A 16,574-nucleotide genomic window follows, 5' to 3' on the forward strand; every position below is an offset into this window, starting at 1 on the left:
ACCCCATGCATGCAGGACGTTTGGTCATCGATGTTTACGGCCGCTGTCGGGGCCCGTCATATCCGGGGTCGGGTTACCCGAGCGTAGAACTCACCAGTAACCAATTTGCTGCGGAAACGGCACAGGTTCTTATGACACTCTTACGGCTGTGGCGCGGCCGCGAACACGCGAGAGCCCACCACGAAGCCGGTTGTGCCGGCGGGCGTCTACGAGGACGCGACGTTAACCAGGGCAGGGGAGATACAAAACGTGACGATTCACGAACACGACCGGGTTTCCGCTGAGGGCGCTGGTTCGGGGCCGTTCGCCAGCGCATCATCCGCTCTGGTGGATCGTCTGGTGGCCGGCGAGCCCTACGCGGTCGCGTTCGGCGGGCAGGGCAGCGCCTGGCTGGAGTCCCTGGAAGAACTGGTGTCGTCGGCGGGTATCGAAACCGAACTGGCCACGCTGGCCGGTGAGGCCGACCTGCTGCTCGAACCGATCGCCGATGAACTCGTCGTCGTCCGGCCCATCGGATTCGAGCCGCTGCAATGGGTGCGAGCCCTGGCCGCCGAAGACCCCGTCCCGTCCGACAAGCAGCTGACCTCGGCCGCGGTGTCGCTGCCGGGGGTGCTGTTGACGCAGATGGCCGCGATTCGGGCGTTGCAGCGCCAGGGGCTGGATCTGTCGGCCACCCCGCCGGTCGCCATGGCCGGCCACTCGCAGGGCATCCTGGCCGTCGAATCGCTGAAGGCCGGCGGCGCCACCGACGTGCAACTGCTGGCCCTCGCCCAGCTGCTGGGGGCCGTCGGCACCCTGGTGGCCCGCCGCCGCGGGATCGCGATCCTGGGCGACCGCTCGCCGATGGTCGCGATCAGCAACGTCGAGCCGGAGCGGATTCGCGCCCTGCTTGACGACTTCGCGCAGGACGTGCGCACCGTGCTGCCGCCGGTGTTGTCCATCCGCAACGGCCGTCGCGCGGTGGTCATCACCGGCACGCCCGAACAGCTCTCCCGTTTCGAGCTGTACTGCGAGCAGATCGCCGAGAAGGAGGCGGCCGAGCGCAAGAACAAGCTGCGCGGCGGCGCCGTCTTCGCACCGGTCTTCGAACCGGTGCAGGTCGAGGTCGGTTTCCATTCGCCTCGGTTGGCCGACGGGATCGAGATCGTCGCGCAGTGGGCGGCCAGGGTCGGCCTGGATGTGGAGCTGACCCGCCGGCTCGCCGACTCGATCCTGGTGGGCCAGGTGGACTGGGTCGACGAGGTCACCACGCTGCACGAGGCCGGCGCCCGCTGGATCCTGGATCTGGGCCCCGGCGACATCCTGACCCGGCTGACCGCGCCGGTGATCCGGGGCCTGGGCATCGGAATCGTGCCGGTGGCCACCCGGGGTGGGCAGCGCAACCTGTTCACCATCGGCGCCGTTCCCGAGGTCGCCCGGCCCTGGTCCAGCTATGCCCCGTCGGCGGTGCAGCTGCCGGACGGCCGGGTCAAGCTCGACACCAAGTTCACCCGGCTGACCGGACGGTCTCCGATCCTGCTGGCCGGCATGACGCCGACCACCGTCGACGCCAAGATCGTCGCGGCGGCCGCCAACGCCGGGCACTGGTCGGAGCTGGCCGGCGGCGGCCAGGTCACCGAGGAGATCTTCGCCGACCGGGTCGCGGAGCTGACCGAGCTTCTGGAGCCGGGCCGCACCGTCCAGTTCAACTCCCTGTTCCTGGACCCCTACCTGTGGAAGCTGCAGGTAGGCGGAAAGCGCTTGGTGCAGAAGGCCCGTGCCTCCGGCGCCCCGTTCGACGGCCTGGTCATCAGTGCCGGTATTCCCGAGCTGGAAGAAGCCGTCGAACTCATCGAGGAGCTCAACGAGGCGGGCATCAGCCATGTGGTGTTCAAGCCCGGCACCGTCGAGCAGATCCGATCGGTGATCCGTATCGCCGCCGAGGTGCCGACCACGCCGGTGATCGTGCACGTCGAGGGCGGCCGCGCCGGTGGCCACCACTCCTGGGAGGACCTCGACGACCTGCTGCTGGCCACCTACTCCGAACTGCGTTCGCGCTCCAACATCACGCTGTGCGTCGGCGGCGGGATCGGGACCCCGGAGCAGGCCGCCGAATACCTGTCGGGTCGGTGGTCGCTGCAGCACGGTTTCCCGTTGATGCCGGTCGACGGCATCCTGGTGGGCACCGCGGCGATGGCGACCAAAGAAGCCACCACGTCGCCGTCGGTCAAGCAGATGCTGGTCGACACCTCGGGAACCGACCAGTGGATCGGGGCCGGAAAAGCCCAGGGCGGCATGGCTTCCTCGCGCAGCCAGCTCGGCGCCGACATCCACGAGATCGACAACGTGGCGTCGCGCTGCGGCCGGTTGCTCGACGAGGTCGCCGGCGACGGTGCGGCCGTGGCGGAACGGCGCGAGGAGATCATCGCCGCGCTGGCCGCCACCGCCAAGCCGTACTTCGGCGACGTCGGCGAGATGACCTACGCGCAGTGGCTGCGCCGTTATGTCGAACTGGCGATCGGCGCCGGCGATTCGACCGCCGACACCGCCTCGGCGGGCAGCCCGTGGCTGGCCGAGACGTGGCGGGACCGGTTCGGCTCGATGCTGCAGCGTGCCGAGGCCCGACTGAACGAACTCGAGTCCGGGCGGATCGAGACCCTGTTCGTGGATTCAGAAGCGGGACAGGAGATTCTGGAGCGCCCCGCGGACGCCATCGCCGCGCTGATCGCGCGCTACCCCGACGCCGAGACCGTCCGGTTGCACCCCGCGGATGCGCCGTACTTCACGCAGCTGTGCAAGACGCCGGGCAAGCCCGTCAACTTCGTGCCGGTGATCGACAAGGACGTGCGCCGCTGGTGGCGCAGTGACTCGCTGTGGCAGGCGCACGACGCCCGCTACACCGCCGAGCAGGTGTGCATCATTCCGGGTATCACCGCGGTGGCCGGCATCACCCGGGTCGATGAGCCGGTGGGTGAGCTGCTCGACCGGTTCGAGCAGGCCGCGATCGACCAGGTGCTCGAGGAGTACCGGACCGCGGGTGTGCAGCCGCAACCCGTCAGTGCCCGCCGTCGGGGCCGTACCGACGTGACCGGCCCGCTGGCGGTGCTGCTCGACGCTCCCGACGTGCGGTGGGCGGGGCGCACCGCCACCAACCCGGTGCACCGGATCGCCGCACCCGAGGAGTGGCAGGTCCACGAGAACCGCGCCGCCACCCACCCGTCGACCGGGGCCCGACTGGAGGTCGCGTCGGAGTCGCACGTGGTGTTGAGCGTGCCGCTATCCGGCGTCTGGATCAGCATTCGCTTCACCGTGCCGGCGGCCGTCGTCGACGGCGCCGCCCCGCAGGTGTCGACCGAGGACGCCGCTGCCGCAATGCGTTCGGTGCTGGCGATCGCCGCCGGTGCGGACGGGCCCGACGCGCTGGCGCCGGTGCGCGACGGTGCGGCCACGGTGACGGTCGCCTGGGACCCCGAGCAGGTCGCCGATCACACCGGCGTGACCGCCACCTTCGGTGCACCGCTGGCGCCCGGGCTGACCACGGTGCCCGACGCGCTGGTCGGCCGATGCTGGCCCGCGGTGTTCGCGGCCATCGGTTCGGCCACCACCGATGCCGGGTTCCCGGTCGTCGAAGGCCTGCTGTCTCTGGTCCACCTGGACCACGCGGCACACCTGGTGGCGGACCTGCCGGCACAACCGGCCGAACTGACCGTCAGCGCAACGGCGTCGGCGGCCACCGACACCGAGGTCGGCCGGGTCGTTCCGGTCGCGGTCACCGTCAGTGCCGCCGACGGAACGGTGCTGGCCACCATGGCGGAGCGGTTCGCGATCCGTGGCCGCACCGGTGCTGCGGAGCTGACCGACCCGGTGCGGGCCGGCGGCGCGGTCTCCGACAACGCCACCGACACCCCGCGTCGGCGCCGACGCGACGTCACCGTCACCGCGCCCATCGACATGCGGCCGTTCGCGGTGGTCTCCGGCGACCACAACCCGATCCACACCGATCGTGCCGCCGCGCTGCTGGCGGGGCTGGAATCGCCCATCGTGCACGGCATGTGGCTGTCGGCCGCAGCCCAGCACGTGGTGACCGCCACCGACGGCCAGGCCCGCCCGCCGGCCCGGCTGGTCGGCTGGACCGCCCGCTTCCTGGGCATGGTCAAGCCCGGCGACGACGTCGATTTCCGCGTCGACCGGGTCGGGATCGACCTGGGCGCAGAGGTTCTGGAGATCAGTGCCCGGATCGGATCGGATCTCGTCATGTCGGCGACCGCCCGGTTGACCGCACCCAAAACCGTCTACGCCTTCCCGGGCCAGGGCATTCAGCACAAGGGCATGGGCATGGAGGTGCGCGCACGGTCCAAGGCCGCGCGCAAAGTGTGGGACTCGGCGGACAAGTTCACCCGCGAGACCCTCGGCTTCTCGGTGCTGCATGTGGTGCGCGACAACCCGACCAGCCTGATCGCATCCGGTGTGCACTACCAGCACCCCGAAGGCGTGCTCTACCTGACGCAGTTCACCCAGGTCGCGATGGCCACGGTGGCCGCCGCCCAGGTGGCCGAGATGCGCGAGCAGGGCGCCTTCGTCGAGGGCGCCATCGCTTGCGGACACTCCGTCGGCGAGTACACCGCACTGGCCTGCGTCAGCGGCGTCTACGAACTCGAGGCACTGCTGGAGGTGGTGTTCCACCGCGGCTCGAAGATGCACGACATCGTGCCGCGGGATGCGATGGGCCGGTCCAACTACCGACTGGCCGCGATCCGGCCGTCGCAGATCGACCTCGACGATGCCGACGTGACCGCGTTCGTCGCCGAAATCTCCGAGCGCACCGGAGAATTCCTGCAGATCGTCAACTTCAACCTGCGCGGGTCGCAGTATGCGATCGCCGGCACGGTGGCGGGGCTGGAGGCCCTGGAGGCCGAGGTCGAACGGCGCCGCGAGATCAGCGGCGGCAAGCGGTCCTTCATCCTGGTGCCCGGCATCGACGTGCCCTTCCACTCCAGCGTGCTGCGCATCGGCGTGGATGACTTCCGGCGTTCGCTGGAACGGGTGATGCCGCGAGACGCCGACCCGGCGTTGCTGATCGGCCGCTACATCCCCAACCTGGTGCCCAGGCCGTTCACCCTGGACCGCGATTTCATCCAGGAGATCCGTGACCTGGTGCCGGCCGAGCCGCTCGACGAGATCCTGGCCGACTACGACACCTGGCGTAACGAGAAGCCCGCCGAGCTGTGCCGCAAGGTCGTCATCGAACTGCTGGCCTGGCAGTTCGCCAGCCCGGTGCGTTGGATCGAGACCCAGGACCTGCTGTTCACCGAGCAGGCCGCCGGCGGACTCGGGGTGGAACGGTTCGTCGAGATCGGGGTGAAGACCGCCCCGACCGTCGCCGGACTGGCCGGTAACACCCTCAAACTGCCCGAGTACGCCCACAGCACCGTGGAAGTGCTCAACGCCGAGCGGGATGCCGCCGTGCTGTTCGCCACCGACACCGACCCCGAGCCGGAGCCGGAAGAGGAAGCGCCGGTTGAGGTTTCCGCGGATGCCCCGGCAGAAGCTGCGGCACCGGCACCGGCGGCACCCGCCGCGCCGGCGGGTGCGCCGCGGCCCGACGACATCACCTTCGATGCCGCCGACGCCACCTGCGCGCTGATCGCCCTGAGCGCCAAGATGCGCATCGACCAGATCGAAGCGCTGGACTCTATCGAGTCCATCACCGACGGGGCGTCGTCGCGGCGTAACCAACTGCTGGTGGACCTGGGGTCGGAGCTGAACCTGGGCGCCATCGACGGTGCCGCCGAGGCCGACCTGGCCGGACTCAAGTCACAGGTCACCAAGCTGGCACGCACCTACAAGCCCTACGGCCCGGTGTTGACCGATGCGATCAACGACCAGCTGCGCACCGTGCTCGGGCCGTCCGGCAAGCGTCCGGGCGCCATCGCCGAACGGGTCAAGAAGACTTGGGAACTCGGCGACGGCTGGGCCAAGCACGTCACCGTCGAGGTGGCGTTGGGCACCCGCGAGGGCACCAGCGTCCGAGGCGGTGCCCTGGGCGGCCTGCACGAGGGCGCCCTGGCCGACGGCGCGGCCGTCGACAAGGCCATCGACGCGGCCGTCGGTGCCGTCGCGGCACGTCACGGTGTGGCCGTCAGCCTGCCGTCGGCCGGCGGTGGCGGCGGCGGTGCGACGGTGGATGCCGCCGCCCTGGGCGAGTTCACCGCGCAGATCACCGGACGCGACGGCGTGCTCGCTTCGGCCGCCCGGCTGGTGCTGGGCCAGCTCGGCTTCGACGACCCGGTGAGCGCCCCGGCGGGTGCCACCGACGGCGAGCTGATCGAACTGGTCACCGCCGAACTGGGTTCGGACTGGCCGCGTCTGGTGGCACCGGCGTTCGACGGGCGCAAAGCGGTGCTGTTCGACGACCGCTGGGCCAGTGCCCGTGAGGATCTGGTGCGGCTGTGGCTGCAAGACGAGGGCGACATCGACGCCGACTGGCCCCGGCTCGCCGAGCGTTTCGAGGGTGCCGGTCACGTGGTCGCCACCCAGGCCACCTGGTGGCAGGGCAAGGCGCTGGCCGACGGCAAGCAGATCCACGCCTCGCTGTACGCCCGTATCGCGGCCGGGGCGGAGAACCCGGGCCGGGGCCGCTACAGCAACGAGGTGGCGGTGGTGACCGGTGCCTCGAAGGGCTCGATCGCCGCGTCGATCGTCGGGCAGCTGCTCGACGGCGGTGCGACCGTCATCGCGACGACCTCCCGACTCGACGACGAGCGGCTGGCCTTCTACCGCAACCTGTATCGCGACCACGCCCGGTTCGGGGCGGCGCTGTGGGTGGTGCCGGCCAACATGGCCTCCTACGCCGACATCGACGCCCTGGTCGAATGGGTCGGTACCGAGCAGACACAGAACCTCGGGCCGCAGTCGATCCATCTCAAGGACGCCCAGACCCCGACGCTGCTGTTCCCGTTCGCCGCACCGCGCGTGACCGGGGACCTGTCCGAGGCGGGTGCGCGCGCCGAGATGGAGATGAAGGTCCTGCTGTGGGCCGTCCAGCGGCTGATCGGCGGCCTGTCGAAGATCGGCGCCGAACGCGACATCGCCTCTCGGCTGCACGTGGTGCTGCCCGGCTCGCCCAACCGGGGCATGTTCGGCGGTGACGGTGCCTACGGCGAGGCCAAGGCATCGCTGGATGCGGTGGTGTCCCGCTGGAAAGCGGAGTCCTCGTGGGCTTCTCGGGTCAGCCTTGCGCATGCGCTGATCGGCTGGACCCGCGGCACCGGGCTGATGGGCCACAACGACGTCATCGTCGACGCCGTCGAGGAAGCCGGCGTCACCACCTACTCGACCGAGCAGATGGCGGCCATGCTGCTGGACCTGTGCACCGTCGAGTCCAAGGTGGCGGCCGCCAACACCCCCATCGAGGCCGACCTGACCGGCGGCCTGGCCGAGGCGAACCTGGACATGGCCGAGCTGGCCGCCCGGGCACGGGAGGAGATGACGGCCGATTCCGCGGACGGCGACGGCGACGCCACCGAGGACGCCGCCGGCACCATCGCCGCCCTGCCGAGCCCGCCGCGCGGGTATCACCCGGCGCCCCCGCCGGCCTGGGACGACCTCGACGTCGACCCGGCCGACCTGGTGGTCATCGTCGGCGGCGCGGAACTGGGTCCGCTGGGCTCGTCGCGCACCCGCTTTGAGATGGAGGTCTCCGGCGAACTCTCGGCCGCCGGCGTGCTGGAGCTGGCCTGGACCACCGGCCTGGTCAAGTGGGAAGACGATCCCACCCCCGGCTGGTACGACACCGAGACCGGTGAGCTGGTCGACGAGGCCGAGCTGGTGGAGCGCTACCACGACGCCGTGGTGGAACGTGTCGGTGTCCGCGAGTTCGTCGACGACGGCGCGATCGACCCTGACCACGCCTCACCGCTGCTGGTCAGCGTCTTCCTGGACAAGGACTTCTCGTTCGTGGTCTCCAGCGAGGCCGACGCGCGGGCGTTCGTGGAGTTCGACCCCGAGCACACCGTGGTGCGCCCGGTGCCGGACTCGTCGGACTGGCAGGTGATCCGCAAGGCGGGCACCGAGATCCGGGTGCCGCGTAAGAGCAAGCTGTCGCGGACGGTGGGCGCGCAGATCCCGACCGGGTTCGACCCGACGGTGTGGGGGATCAGCCAGGACATGGCCACCTCCATCGACCGGGTGGCGCTGTGGAACATCGTCGCGACCGTCGATGCGTTCCTGTCGGCGGGCTTCACCCCGACCGAGCTGCTGCGCTGGGTGCACCCGTCGCAGGTCGCCAGCACGCAGGGCACCGGCATGGGCGGCATGACCTCGATGCAGACCATGTACCACGGCAACCTGCTCGGGCGTGCCAAGCCCAACGACATCCTGCAAGAGGTGCTGCCCAACGTCGTTGCGGCACACGTCGTTCAGAGCTACGTCGGGTCCTACGGCTCGATGATCCATCCGGTGGCCGCCTGTGCCACCGGGGCGGTCTCGGTCGAGGAGGGCGTGGACAAGATCCGGCTGGGCAAGGCCGAGCTGGTGGTCACCGGCGGCTACGACGACCTGACCCTGGAAGCCATCATCGGCTTCGGTGACATGGCGGCCACCGCCGACACCGAGATGATGCGGGCCAAGGGGATCAGCGACTCGAAGTTCTCCCGCGCCAACGACCGGCGCCGGTTGGGCTTCGTCGAGGCTCAGGGCGGCGGCACCATCCTGCTGGCGCGCGGCGACCTCGCCGCCAAGATGGGGCTGCCGGTGCTGGCGGTGGTGGCCTACGCGCAGAGCTTCGCCGACGGCGTGCACACCTCGATCCCGGCCCCGGGTCTGGGGGCGCTGGGCGCCGGCCGCGGCGGCAAGGACTCGATGCTGGCCCGTTCACTGGCCAAGCTGGGGGTGGGCGCCGACGACATCGCGGTGGTCTCCAAGCACGACACCTCCACGCTGGCCAACGACCCCAACGAGACCGAGTTGCATGAGCGGCTGGCCGACTCGCTGGGTCGCTCCGAGGGGGCGCCGCTGTTCGTGGTCAGTCAGAAGAGCCTGACCGGGCACGCCAAGGGCGGTGCGGCCGTCTTCCAGATGATGGGCCTGTGCCAGGTCCTGCGCGACGGCGTCATCCCGCCCAACCGCAGCCTGGACTGCGTCGACGACGAGTTGGCCACCGCCGGTCACCTGGTGTGGGTACGCGAGACGCTGGAGATGGGGGAGAAGTTCCCGCTCAAGGCCGGTCTGGTCACCAGCCTCGGCTTCGGGCACGTGTCCGGTCTGGTCGCACTGGTGCACCCGGCGGCGTTCCTGGCGGCACTGGACCCGAGCCAGCGCGCCGCCTACACCGAGCAGGCCAACGCCCGGCTGCTGGCCGGCCAGCGCCGGCTCGCCTCGGCGATCGCCGGCGGCAAGCCGCTCTACGAGCGGCCCGCGGACCGGCGGTTCGACCACGACTCGTCGGAGAAGCGCCAGGAGTCGGCCATGCTGCTCAACCCGGCGGCACGGCTCGGCGACGGCGACGTCTACATCGGCTGAGGCGACTGCGGCGGCGGTGGCGGTGCGGGTGCCGACACCGCCGCGCCGCCGGACCAGCGCAGCACGTTGAGGGCCACGGCGACCTCGACGTAGTTCTCGGCCAGCGGGCGCGGGAGCAGTCGGTCGGCGCGCGTGAGCCTGCGCAACAGCGTGTTTCGGTGCGCGTACAGGCGTGCCGCGGCTCGCGACACGTTGCACTGTTCGCTCACGAATGCCGACACGGTGCGGTGCATCTCGGTGCCGGCCGAGGCGAAATCACCCAGGGTCCGTGCGACGAATTCATCGGCGCGTTCGCGGTCCTGGGTGATCAGCGCGGTCAGGGCGATGTCGGTGAAGAACACGATGCGCTGCGGCGACTGCAAACGGGCCAGGGTCCGTTGGGTGGCCAGCGCGTCGAAATGACTGTGCCGGAAGCCCTCGATCCCGGTAGCGGGGAACCCGATCGCGATACGCACGTCGGGAAGATCGGACATGTCTTCGGTCAATCCATCGGAGTCGACCGCGGCGGTCCCGGGCACCCACACCCACCGGGATGCCGAGCTGGCGGGAATGCTCAGCGGTGAGGCCGACCCGGCGGCCCGCCCGAACGCTGCGACGGCGCGATCGAGACCGGTCACGTCACCGCTGCCCCGGTCGGTCCAGACGATCGCCGCGGTATGTGTCCGGCCCAGCGAATAGCCGAGTCTGTTCTCCGCGCGCTGCGGGCTGATCGGTGCACCGTCGAGGAGCAGCGTGACGACCTCGAGTCGCTCGGCGTGGCTACTGCGGGTCAATTCGTCGCGCTCCAAATCGATCTGGGCGGCGATACCGGCCAGCGTCGCATCGATGAACGCGCTGATGGATCGCGAGCAGACGTCGAGGAGTTCGTGCAGTTGGGCGGGATCGGAGCACAACTCGAAGGCGATCTCCATCAACCGCCGCCACGCCACGCCCTGGCCGACACGGTAGGCGTCCAGGGCCGCGGCGTCGAGGCCGCGACGGACCAGATCTCGAGCGATCCCCAGCGGTTCGGGGCCGAGGTTGGGTTCGACGGCGGCGCCGGGACTGAGCATGTTCGCCGCGGCCCAGTGGATGAGATTCGCCCGATTGCTGCGGCTGATCGCCGCGGCCAGCACCGGATCGGCGGCGAGCGCCGGATGCGAAGCCAGTGTGGCCCGATCCAACTCCTCGAGCCATTCCGGCCGGGCGGCGACCGCGATCTGGGCGGTCTGCCGGATCAGTTCTTGTACCGGTGCTGACGGGGGCGGCCAGTCCATCGGACCACGGTAACCCGAACGGTGCAATATGCACTGTTTAAGCGCGATACATTGAGGTATTCGGGTCATTTTGACCTATTCCCGGAGTCCTGACGTCGTCAGGATTGGTCTGAGTCCACTGCGAACCAGGAGGAAGACCGTGGAGCACATCGCGAGGGAGCACGTTGACGTTCTGATCGTCGGCGCCGGTGTTTCCGGCATAGGGGCGGCCTACTACCTGCAGCGCGAGCAGGCGGGCAAGAGCTACGCCATCCTGGAAGCCCGCGGTGACACTGGGGGAACCTGGGATCTGTTCCGTTATCCCGGAGTTCGCTCGGATTCCGACCTGCACACCTACGGCTACGAATTCAAACCGTGGCGCGACGACGACGCGATCGCCACCGGCGGCAAGATCCTGGCCTACCTTCGCGAGACGATCGCGGAGAACCGCATCGACACCCACATTCGGTTCCACCACCGGGTGCTCAGTGCCGCCTGGTCGAGCTCCGATGCGCGGTGGGTCGTCGAGATCGAGCGCACCGACACCGCCGAGCGCGTGCAGATCAGCACCGACTGGATCTTCTGTGCGGGTGGCTACTACCGCTACGACGAAGGCTTCACCCCGCATTTCGAGGGCCGCGACCGGTTCGCCGGCCAGATCGTCCATCCGCAGCACTGGCCGGAAGATCTCGACTACACCGGTAAGAAGGTCGTCATCATCGGCAGCGGAGCCACTGCGGTGACGCTGTTGCCGGCCATGGCCGACAAGGCCGGGCACGTGACGATGCTGCAGCGCTCGCCGACCTACCTGCTCCCGGTGCCGTCGCAAGACGTGGTCGCCAACACCGCCAAGAAGCTGCTCGGCGACACATTGGGTTATGCAGTGGCCCGGCGTAAGAACATCTTCCGGCAGCGTGCCGTCTACCGGCTGTGTCAGCGTTACCCCGGCGCGGTCCGGTTCGTCCTGCGTTACCTCAACGCCCGTCGGCTGCCCGCCGACTATCCGGTCGACGTGCATTTCAACCCGACCTATCAGCCGTGGGATCAGCGCTTGTGCACCGTCCCCGACGACGATCTGTTCCGCGCCATCAGCGCCGGCCGTGCGTCGGTGGTGACCGACCGCATCGCGTCGTTCACCGAGACCGGCATCCGGCTGGAGTCCGGGCGCGAGTTGGACGCCGACATCATCGTGACGGCCACCGGTTTCAATCTGCAGGCGTTCGGCGGCATGGCGCTGACGGTGGACGGCGTTCCGGTACAGCTGTCCGAGACGGTCGCCTACAAGGGGATGATGTTGTCCGGCGTGCCGAATTTCATGTTCGCCTTCGGGTACACGAACTCGTCGTGGACGCTGAAGATCGACCTGGTCTGCGAGTATCTGTGTCGGCTGCTGGCCCACATGGACGCCTGCGGCTACCGCACGGTTCGGGCCGAGATCGATGATCCGACGATGGCCACCAAGCCGTTGCTGGACTTCGGGGCCGGCTACGTGCAGCGCGCCGCCGCCGGACTGCCCCGGCAGGGAGCCGCGGAGCCCTGGTCGATGTCGATGGACTACCGCAAGGACGTCGAGCTGATTCGCAACCGGCCCGTCGTCGACGCCAACCTGCGCTTCGGCGTCGCCGCACCGGTGTCGGCACCCGAAACTCCGAGCGAGCTGCCGGAGGCGATCGGCGCGTAGCGGTGGGGATGCCCCCGGGTGGACTCGGAGCGCCGGGGCAGGCGTCTACCGTCGGCATTCGATAGATTGGCGCACGTGGCAATCGTTGGTATCGGGATCGACCTGGTGTCGATTCCGGACTTCGCCGAACAGGTCGCCCGGCCCGGAACGGTGTTCGCCGAGACCTTCACCCGCGGGGAGCGTCGCGACGCCTCCGACAAGAGTTCGTCGGAGGCCCGGCACCTGGCGGCTCGCTGGGCGGCCAAGGAAGCGGTGATCAAGGCGTGGTCGGGATCGCGGTTCGCGCAGAAACCGGTGCTGCCGGAGGCGATTCACCGCGACATCGAGGTGGTCACCGACACCTGGGGACGTCCGAAGGTGCGGTTGTCCGGCGACATCGCCCAGCACCTGGCCGAGGTGACTATCCACGTGTCGCTCACCCACGACGGTGACACCGCGGCCGCGGTCGCCATCCTCGAGATCTAGCGCTCGACCTCGCGCGGTCGCGCGTCCCCCTCATCTCGCGAGCGTGCGTGTCTGCACACGACACGCCGGGCAAAACCGGCATTCTGCGCACGCTCGCGACGGATCGGTCACCGGATAATCTCGACGCCATGAGCGATCTGGTGCAGCGAGTCCGCGACATCCTGCCGTCGGTGCGGGCCGATCTGGAAGACCTGGTGCGTATCGAGTCGGTGTGGGCGGACCCGGCCCGCCGGCCCGAGGTGCACCGCAGCGCGCAACGCGTCGCAGACCTCCTGAGCCAAGCCGGCTTTCCGCAGGTGCAGATCGTCGCCGAAGGTGGTGCGCCGGCCGTCATCGCGCACTATCCGCCTCCGCCGGGGGCTCCCACCGTGCTGCTGTACGCGCACCACGACGTACAGCCCGAAGGGGATGCCGGCCAGTGGGTTTCCCCGCCGTTCGAGCCGACCGAACGAGACGGCCGTCTCTACGGCCGCGGCACCGCCGACGACAAGGCCGGTATCGCAACGCATCTGGCGGCATTCCGCGCACACGAGGGCCAGCCGCCGGTCGGGGTGACGGTCTTCGTCGAAGGCGAGGAGGAATCCGGTTCGCCCTCACTGGGCGCGTTGCTGGCCGCGCACCGCGACGCGCTGAGCGCCGATGTGATCATCATCGCCGACTCCGACAACTGGAGCACCGAGGTACCCTCGCTGACGGTGTCGCTGCGCGGGCTGGTCGACTGCGTGGTGGAGGTCGCCACGCTCGACCACGGCCTGCACTCCGGGCTGTGGGGTGGCGTGGTCCCCGACGCGGTGACCGTGCTGGTGCGACTGTTGGCAAGCCTTCATGACGACGACGGCAACGTCGCGGTGGCCGGCCTGCACGAGAGCACGGCCGCGCCGGTCGATTACCCGCCCGAGCGGGTCCGCGCCGACACCGGGTTGCTGGACGGCGTGACCGAGATCGGATCCGGGTCGGTGCCGCAGCGGATGTGGGCGAAACCGGCGATCACCGTCATCGGGATCGACACCACCGGCATCGCGGCATCGTCGAACACCCTGATCCCGCGCGCACGGGCGAAGATCAGCATGCGGGTGGCGCCGGGCGGCGACGCCGCAGCACACTTGGACGCGCTCACCGCGCACCTGCACAGCCACGCCCCGTGGGGTGCGCAGGTGACGGTCACGCCGGGCGACATCGGCGCCCCCTACGCCATCGACGCCACCGGCCCGGTGTACGACGCGGCCAGGGCCGCCTTCGCCCAAGCGTGGGGTGTCGAGCCGATCGACATGGGCATGGGCGGTTCGATCCCGTTCATCGCCGAGTTCGCCGCCGCCTATCCGCAGGCGACCATCCTGGTCACCGGGGTGGAAGATCCCGGCACCCAGGCGCACAGCGTCAACGAGAGCCTGCACCTGGGCGTGCTGGAACGCGCGGCCACTACCGAAGCACTGCTGTTGGCGAAGCTGGGCGGTTGAACGCCGAACGCGCCACGCGGGTGGACTAGACGTCCAGATCCCGCCGCAGCTTGGCGACATGTCCGGTGGCACGCACGTTGTACTGGGCGACCGCGATCTTGCCCTGCTCGTCGACGACGAACGTGGAGCGGATGACGCCCTGCACGGTCTTGCCGTACATCTTCTTCTCGCCGAAGGCACCCCAGGCGGCCAGCACCGCCCGCTCCGGGTCCGACAGCAGCGGGAACGTCAACCCCTCGGTGTCGCGGAACTTGGCGAGTTTCGCGGGCTTGTCGGGCGAGATACCGATGACATCGAGGCCGGCGTCGTTGAATTCGCGCAGGTTGTCCCGGAAGTCGCAGGCCTGCTTGGTGCAACCGGGAGTCGATGCCGCCGGGTAGAAGTACACGACGACGCGTCGACCCCGGTAGTCGGCCAGTGACACGGTGTTGCCGTCGGCGTCGGGAAGGCTGAACGCGGGCGCTTCATCACCGGGCGCCAGGCGTGCGGTCTCGGTCAACATCTGCCCCTTTCGGCTCGCCGGAGCATGCGGGCGGCCCCGGCTGCTCTAGGGTAGTTCGGCAGGTGCAGCATCGGACAGGGAGGACGACAGTGGCGGAACGCGATCCCGACACGATCAAGAAGGACATCGATCAGGCCCGCGACCAGCTGGCGTCGACGGTGGACATCCTCGCCGAGCGGGCCAACCCGCGTCGCCTGGCCGACCGCGCCAAGGCCCGTGCGGTCGAGATCGTCACCCAACCGGTGGTCATGGCCTCACTGGCCGGTGTCGGCGGCTTGATCCTGATCCTGACCGTCCGACGCATCCGGAACCGCTGACGTCCGCTCGACGGGCATTCGCGAAAGCCGGTTTTGCCGAAGTGGCCTACCGGGCCACTCAATCCAGCCAGGCGTAGACACCGCCGTGGCGCGCACAGGAACCGCGTCGGTGCTCGGCGAAGGAATAGGTGTCGTCGCGGCAGAGCGCGTTGGCGCCGTCGGGCGGATGGGGAAAATTTCCCGGCAAGGTGATGCAGTCTCCGTTGACGTTGCGGTAGCACGGCGGCGTCGGCACCCGGTATGTCTTTGTGGACCGGGTGCTCGTCGGGGACCGGGTGCTCGTCGTGCCGGCACTGTGCGACGGCACCGGGGATAGGGGAGTAGCCGTCCCGGTGGTTTCACACCGGCGCAGGAGATACGTCAAGGCTTCGCGCTCGTCCTCGGTGACCCACAGTCGGTACCGGGTTTTCACGTCGACTATCCGGGTGGCGTAGGTGCACCGATAGGAGACGTTCGCCGGCAGCCATGTCGCGGCGTCGCCGGCTCCCTTCCGGCGATTGACTTCGGCGATGGTGGTTTGGAGATTGAGGGGATCGTTGGCGAAGTTGCGCCGGGTCAACTCGTCCCAGCCCTGCGCGCCCTTCTGCCAGGCGTCGGCAAGCGGAACGATGTGGTCGATATCGATCAGATTGGCCGATCCGGTCTGGTAGAGCACGGTTTCGGCGGTATAGGGGTCGTTCAGCACACCGGACAGCACGGTGCAGGATTCGCCCGCTGCGAAACCGATTCCGGTGAGATCGCGGCGCAGGATGTCGTTTCGCGTGTCGCAGCCGTTGTGGCCACCTTCCACCGTGACATCGTCGGACCACGGCGTGCCGAAGAGCACTCGGTCGTATCCGGATTTCGGTGCGCGCCCCTTGACGCTGAGCCGGGCCAGTTTCTCAAGCGGCGACAGCGAGCTGGCGGGATAGCTGGAGGTGACTGCGGTCGAGGTGTTGCTCGCGCCCCCGCGGGATACGAGGCAGAGGGCGATCACCACGATGATGCAGGCGAGTGCGATGCCGAGCAGCGCGAATCTGGTGCGTCTCGTCATTGCACGACTGAGTTGCCAACGCCCATTATCCGGACATTAGTTCACTTTTTATGTCCATGGGGCGGGATGGAAGAACGGATCGACCCACGCCGCCCGGCGGTCGACGACCAGTGTGCACGGGGCAGATCCGACATCACCCGAAACCACGAAAACCCCGCCGAGGCGGGGTTTTCTAGGGTGCGCCGTCAGGGTTTCGAACCCCGGACCCGCTGATTAAGAGTCAGCTGCTCTACCAACTGAGCTAACGGCGCTGGGCGGTGAAGAACCGCGAGAGAAACAATAACAGGCGCCGTATCGGGAGACGAAATCGCGACGTCAAAGCGTTGTTTCGTGCGGCACAGCAGGTTGGCCGGTTACCCACTAGACTGCCTGCGAGCAGCATGAGC

8 protein-coding genes and 1 tRNA gene are annotated in these 16,574 nt (G+C 69.1%); 5 read left to right on the top strand and 4 right to left on the bottom strand.

Features of this window, described 5'->3' with window-relative positions:
• Nucleotides 1-249: 249 nt before the first annotated feature.
• The gene (locus tag RCP38_RS06070; protein WP_308476235.1) at nt 250-9,498 is read left to right on the top strand and encodes a polyketide synthase; all 9,249 of its coding nucleotides are present in this window, start codon (nt 250-252) and stop codon (nt 9,496-9,498) included.
• Here the strand turns inward: RCP38_RS06070 and RCP38_RS06075 are convergent.
• Nucleotides 9,486-10,754, bottom strand: a complete 1,269-nt coding sequence (locus RCP38_RS06075; protein WP_308476236.1) for an Rv1453 family transcriptional regulator — start codon at nt 10,752-10,754, stop codon at nt 9,486-9,488. The two genes, RCP38_RS06070 and RCP38_RS06075, sit on opposite strands and share 13 nt — an antisense overlap.
• Nucleotides 10,755-10,893: 139 nt before the next feature.
• Between RCP38_RS06075 and RCP38_RS06080 the strand changes: the two genes are divergently transcribed.
• From RCP38_RS06080 to RCP38_RS06090, 3 genes are all read left to right on the top strand, one after another.
• Nucleotides 10,894-12,414 carry a flavin-containing monooxygenase gene (locus RCP38_RS06080; protein WP_308476237.1) on the top strand — a complete coding sequence of 507 codons (1,521 nt, stop codon included), beginning with the start codon at nt 10,894-10,896 and terminating at the stop codon, nt 12,412-12,414.
• Between the two features lie 75 nt (nt 12,415-12,489).
• A complete protein-coding gene (gene acpS, locus RCP38_RS06085) occupies nt 12,490-12,879 on the top strand; it encodes a holo-ACP synthase AcpS (protein WP_308476238.1) in 390 nt (129 codons plus the stop codon).
• A 128-nt stretch (nt 12,880-13,007) separates the two neighbouring features.
• Nucleotides 13,008-14,336, top strand: coding sequence for a dipeptidase (locus RCP38_RS06090; protein WP_308476239.1), 1,329 nt, complete (start codon nt 13,008-13,010; stop codon nt 14,334-14,336).
• A gap of 25 nt (nt 14,337-14,361) precedes the next feature.
• On the opposite strand, the gene bcp is transcribed toward RCP38_RS06090, so the two are convergent.
• Nucleotides 14,362-14,835: a thioredoxin-dependent thiol peroxidase gene (gene bcp, locus RCP38_RS06095; protein ID WP_308476240.1), complete on the bottom strand. Its 474-nt coding sequence runs from the start codon at nt 14,833-14,835 to the stop codon at nt 14,362-14,364.
• A 92-nt stretch (nt 14,836-14,927) separates the two neighbouring features.
• Here bcp and RCP38_RS06100 point away from each other — a divergent pair, with 92 nt between their 5' ends.
• A complete protein-coding gene (locus RCP38_RS06100) occupies nt 14,928-15,155 on the top strand; it encodes a DUF3618 domain-containing protein (RefSeq protein ID WP_308476241.1) in 228 nt (75 codons plus the stop codon).
• Nucleotides 15,156-15,213: 58 nt separating this feature from the next.
• On the opposite strand, the gene RCP38_RS06105 is transcribed toward RCP38_RS06100, so the two are convergent.
• Both RCP38_RS06105 and RCP38_RS06110 read right to left on the bottom strand, forming a co-directional pair.
• Nucleotides 15,214-16,188 (bottom strand): GmrSD restriction endonuclease domain-containing protein, encoded by a 975-nt coding sequence (locus RCP38_RS06105; protein WP_308476242.1) that lies wholly within the window; start codon nt 16,186-16,188, stop codon nt 15,214-15,216.
• A gap of 178 nt (nt 16,189-16,366) precedes the next feature.
• Nucleotides 16,367-16,439, bottom strand: a tRNA-Lys gene (locus tag RCP38_RS06110).
• Nucleotides 16,440-16,574 lie beyond the last annotated feature (135 nt).

Origin of the sequence: Mycolicibacter sp. MU0083 (genome assembly GCF_963378075.1) — a bacterium.
Classification (GTDB): Bacteria; Actinomycetota; Actinomycetes; order Mycobacteriales; family Mycobacteriaceae; genus Mycobacterium; species Mycobacterium kokjensenii.

Excerpts from the sequence above, each read along its gene's own strand:
- RCP38_RS06075 (WP_308476236.1), bottom strand. The coding sequence starts at position 10,754 with ATGGACTGGCCGCCCCCGTCAGCACCGGTACAAGAACTGATCCGGCAG.
- RCP38_RS06090 (WP_308476239.1), top strand. The coding sequence starts at position 13,008 with ATGAGCGATCTGGTGCAGCGAGTCCGCGACATCCTGCCGTCGGTGCGG.
- RCP38_RS06105 (WP_308476242.1), bottom strand. The coding sequence starts at position 16,188 with ATGACGAGACGCACCAGATTCGCGCTGCTCGGCATCGCACTCGCCTGC.